The organism is Micromonospora globispora, assembly GCF_003857015.1.
GTDB classification, from domain to species: domain Bacteria; phylum Actinomycetota; class Actinomycetes; order Mycobacteriales; family Micromonosporaceae; genus Micromonospora; species Micromonospora globispora.
The window spans coordinates 1-3,317 of the sequence record NZ_QGGF01000549.1 but is presented as its reverse complement, the minus strand read 5'-3'; the positions used below and the strand labels follow the sequence as shown (position 1 = coordinate 3,317).

Sequence of the window (3,317 nt, the reverse complement as noted above, 5' to 3'; positions counted from 1 at the left end):
AGCCTGCCACCAGCAGCGCCGTCGCGCTCGGATCGGACGGGCAGTGCAGCACACCACCGCGGTACAACGTCGAGGGGTTCGTCATGGCTCTCAGTCTGCCGCCAACCGGGACTCGAACAGACGACGCACCCCCGGCTCCGAGCGCAGCAGCTCCAACGCCAGCTCCGCGTGACCCGGCGCGTACCCGTTGCCGACCAGCATCGTCACGTCCGCCGCCAGGCCCTCCGCGCCCAGCGCCGCCGCCGCGAAGCTCGTCGCCATCGAGAAGAAGATCACGGTGCCGCCGTCCTCGGTGGCCAGGATCGCCCCGTGCTCACACCCCGGCACGTCCACGCACACCACCGTCACGTCCGCCGGGGTGCCCAGCGCGCTGGTCACCGCCGTGGACAGCGCCACCGGGTTCCGGGCGTCGGCCAACGCCACCACCGACGCCAGCCCGGCGGACTCCAGCGCGTCCCGCTCCGCCGCCACCGGCACCACCCCGACCGTACGGTCGGCGCCCGCCCGCCGCGCCGCCGCCAGCGACAGCGACCCGCTCTTGCCGGCGCCGCCGATCACCGCCACGCTCACCGGCCGGGGGTCACCCGCGCGCCGGCGGTCCTCGACGTACCGGGACACCACTCGGGCGGTCAGCGCCGGCGCGCCGCACACGTCCAGCACCGCCAGGGACAGCTCCGGGTGCAGGTCCGCCGGCAGCACCGCCGCGATCGACCGGGCGAACAGGATCGCATACCCGTCGCAGGGCACCTGCTCACTGCGCCCGTCCCAGCGGGCCAGGTCGTCGAGGATGGTCAGCGGGGTCAGGGTCAGCGACACCAGGGTGGCCACCCGGTCGCCCGCCTTCAGCCCCAGCGGGGACCGCTTCCCGGCCTCCTCCACGGTGCCGATCAGCATGCCGCCCGACCCGGTCACCGGGTTCTGCATCTTGCCCCGGGTGGAGATGATCTCCAGCACCTCGGCGCGGACCTTCTCCCCGTCGCCGCCGTGCTTCTCCGACAGCTGCCGGAAGCTCGCCGCGTCCAGGTTCAGCCGCTCGACCCGGATGCGCACCTCGTTCGACGCGATCCGCGGGTCGGCGTCCAGCCGCCAGGCCGCCTGCGGCAGCACCCCCGCCGGTTCCACGACGCGGTGCAGACCCACCGGTGACGTCACGCCGACCTCCCCCTGTCCAGCCGCCCGAAGCCCTGGCTAGGACTCGCGTCGCGGGAAAACTTCCGGCAGACTAATTTCTTCACCGGATATTTTCCAGTAGCCTTCGGGGCTGCTGATCACCCGCACCACATGTCAGGAGGGGCCGTGACCCAGACCCAACCGGTTGAGACCATCCCTCAGCCCCGTCACGCCCCGGTCGCCGTGCCGACCGCCGGGCAGCCGTACGAATACCGCCGCAGCCCCCTGGTCGAACCCGACTGGACCCGCTTCCCCGGCTGGCGCCACGTCACCCGCGAACAGTGGGAGAACGCCCAGTGGCAGCGGGTCAACTGCGTCAAGAACATCAAGCAGCTGCGCACCGTCCTCGGCGACCTCGTCGACGAGACCTTCTACGCCGACCTCGAGGCCGACCAGAAGGCCCTGGCCACCATGTCGATGCTGGTCCCGCCGCAGATGATGAACACCATGGTGCCGTTCGCGCCGATGACCACCGAGGCGTTCCTCGCCGACCCGATCCGGCGCTACATGATCCCCGTCGCCTCCGACCGGCGCACCGACTGGCCGTCCCACCCCTACGCCAGCCGCGACTCGCTCCACGAGCACGACATGTGGGTCGCCGAGGGCCTCACCCACCGCTACCCCACCAAGGTCCTCGCCGAGCTCCTCTCCACCTGCCCCCAGTACTGCGGCCACTGCACCCGGATGGACCTCGTCGGCAACTCCACCCCCGCCGTCGACAAGCTCAAGCTCACCCTCAAGCCCGTCGACCGGTACGACGCCCACATCAGCTACCTCAAGGCCCACCCCGGCGTCCGTGACGTCGTCGTCTCCGGCGGCGACGTGGCCAACGTCCCGTGGAAGAACCTCGAGTCGTACCTGATGCGGCTGCTCGAACTCGAAACCGTCCGCGACATCCGGCTCGCCACCAAGGCCCTCATGGGCCTGCCCCAGCACTGGCTGCAGCCCGACGTCGTCGAGGGCCTGGAGCGGGTCGCCCGCACCGCCTCCCAGCGCGGCGTCAACCTCGCCATCCACACCCACGTCAACCACGCCCAGTCGCTCACCCCGCTGGTCGCCAAGGCCGCCCAGACCGCCCTCGACGTCGGCGTCCGCGACGTCCGCAACCAGGGCGTACTCATGCGCGGCGTCAACGCCACCACCCCCGACCTGCTCGACCTCTGCTTCGCGCTACAGGGCGAAGCGGGCATCCTGCCGTACTACTTCTACATGTGCGACATGATCCCCAACGCCGAGCACTGGCGGGTCCCCGTCTGGCACGCCCAGCAGCTCCAGCACGACATCATGGGCTACCTGCCCGGCTACGCCACCCCGCGGATCGTGTGCGACGTCCCCTTCGTCGGCAAGCGCTGGGTGCACATGCTCACCGAGTACGACCGCGAACGCGGCATCTCCTACTGGACCAAGAACTACCGCACCTCGATCGAGTCGGCCGACCTCGAAGCGCTCAACAAGCGCTACGCCTACTACGACCCGATCGACACCCTGCCCGAGTCCGGCCAGCAGTGGTGGCACGCCCACCGCAACGACTGACCCGGCAGCGCCCGTCGCCCGGCACCCCTGATGGGAGTGCCGGGCGACGCGTTTCCCCCACGACACGGCGAGCGCACCCACCTCGCCGCCCGCACCTTCGTCCTGCCGCACTACCTGCTGCTGCTCGGCGTCATCACCACCGCCACCGGCATCCACGCCGCCGTCGGCCACCCGGACGCATCCGCCGGCGCCCCCGCCGCGCTCGCCCTCGCCGGCGGCGTCGCCCTCTACCTCGCCGGCGCCAGCGCCGGCCGGCTAGCGCTGCGCCTCGGCCTACTGTCGAGCCGGCCCGCCGGCGCCGTCGCGGTGCTCGCCACCGTGCCTCTCGGCATCTGGACGGTCGCCGGCGCCCAGCTCGCCGCGGTCATCGCCGTGCTCGTCGCCATGCTGCTGGTCGGTCCCCGGGCGCGCACCCCGCAGCGTCGACGTAGCCGTCAGCCGCCCCGCGGCGCGTACATGATGACCGCGACCCCCAGCAGGCAGATCGCCGCGCCCACCACGTCCCAGCGGTCCGGGCGGAACCCGTCCACCAGTACGCCCCAGACCAACGACCCGGCGACGAAGATACCCCCGTACGCGGCCAGGATCCGCCCGAAGTGCGGGTCCGGCTGGAA

General features: G+C 71.8%; 3 protein-coding genes and 1 pseudogene. 2 read left to right on the top strand and 2 right to left on the bottom strand.

The window, feature by feature from the left end; all coding sequences use genetic code 11:
* Nucleotides 1-90: 90 nt before the first annotated feature.
* Nucleotides 91-1,152 (bottom strand): L-erythro-3,5-diaminohexanoate dehydrogenase, encoded by a 1,062-nt coding sequence (gene kdd / locus DKL51_RS28565; RefSeq protein ID WP_124812740.1) that lies wholly within the window; start codon nucleotides 1,150-1,152, stop codon nucleotides 91-93.
* 144 nt (nucleotides 1,153-1,296) lie between these two features.
* Between kdd and DKL51_RS28560 the strand changes: the two genes are divergently transcribed.
* Nucleotides 1,297-2,703 (top strand): KamA family radical SAM protein, encoded by a 1,407-nt coding sequence (locus tag DKL51_RS28560; RefSeq protein ID WP_109966105.1) that lies wholly within the window; start codon nucleotides 1,297-1,299, stop codon nucleotides 2,701-2,703.
* A gap of 30 nt (nucleotides 2,704-2,733) precedes the next feature.
* Nucleotides 2,734-3,030 (top strand): annotated as a pseudogene (locus DKL51_RS36755) (low temperature requirement protein A); the annotation flags it as partial.
* A gap of 107 nt (nucleotides 3,031-3,137) precedes the next feature.
* Here DKL51_RS36755 and DKL51_RS35295 read toward each other — a convergent pair.
* The coding region (locus DKL51_RS35295; RefSeq protein WP_185734946.1) for a YnfA family protein at nucleotides 3,138-3,317 on the bottom strand (180 nt) is incomplete at its 5' end.